Raw genomic sequence first — 1039 nt, 5'->3', positions numbered from 1 at the left:
AGCTGTAGAACTGCGCCTCGGTAAGCGTGACGGTTTCGTTGGATTGATTTTTTACTTGATAAATAATGCCAGAGAAGGGCCGTCCAGAAAAAAGCGTCTGTGGAATAACGGCTAAAGGACTCTTATCTTTGGGTAACGTTTTTGGGTCAATAGGATGCAGATTAAAACCGGGGACGGGCGTTTTCGTGCGCTGCCACTCAATCATCTGCTTGGTAAACTCCCCAAGCGCCAGCGGGTATTCGATGTCTTTTTCGAAGACACTTTGCTCTGATTGAGTGTGCAGAGGGATAAATTCACTGACCACGGCTGGAACGGCTTTAGGATTGACGAAAAGTGAGAAGTTTTGCCCTTTTTCTGTGAATACGTGCGCCGTAAAGGGTAAGGCGATGTTGAGTTTGATGTTGATAGAGCCGGATTGGTCTCGCTGGCTGCCTTTTGCTATGCAAAATCCTCTTGGGCACTGGACGTTAAGGATTTTATCGCCCCTTACGACAAGGCGGTTGGTATTAACAGAGGATAGAGGCAATACGATAGTATCGTTTTGCGCAAAATGATAACGGTTGGCGGTAATGTTCTTTGCTTGAGTGATTAAGGGGAAAAACAACGCGGCCAAAAGCGCGACGTTCATAATGTTCTTCATAGTGGCACCTCTTGAGCGATAGAGTGAAGTTCAATCAAACCGAGCGGATAGTCGGTTTGGATGATGTAAGTCACTGGCTCTGGTTCGAGCTTTCGACCTGCGATGGTTTTGTTGAGCGTTCCTTTGACTCGAATTTTCATTTCATCCACATTCGAGGCGATGTTGTGCACTTCAAAAAAGCTCGTGACGTCGTTTTCAATGATGAACGTCGCTTCGCGCATGAGTTTGTCTTGTAGGCCGCTCCAATATTGAGAAGGGACATAGGTCATGAGCTGATTAAATTGACGGTTCACGTTAGCCGGTGTGACATTGAATTTCAGGTGTACCCACCATTCGGCCATCAGTGCAAGATAGGCTTCATCAACCGCTTCATTCGATACGGTAAATGCGCGGTCGATG

General features: G+C 46.8%; 2 protein-coding genes. Both read right to left on the bottom strand.

From position 1 onward, the window contains the following. Positions 1-640: type-F conjugative transfer system secretin TraK (gene traK, locus AB6D93_RS24135; protein ID WP_372140328.1), on the bottom strand; the 640-nt coding region annotated here is incomplete at its 3' end. Next, on the bottom strand, positions 637-1039 hold a 403-nt coding region (gene traE, locus AB6D93_RS24130), incomplete at its 5' end, for a type IV conjugative transfer system protein TraE (protein WP_372127371.1). The genes traK and traE, both read right to left, overlap by 4 nt.

Source organism: Vibrio sp. 10N.247.310.23, assembly GCF_041467155.1.
In the GTDB taxonomy this organism is placed as follows: Bacteria; Pseudomonadota; Gammaproteobacteria; order Enterobacterales; family Vibrionaceae; genus Vibrio; species Vibrio crassostreae_C.
Note: the sequence above shows the minus strand (reverse complement) of the source record. Positions and strands in the feature narration are given on the sequence as shown.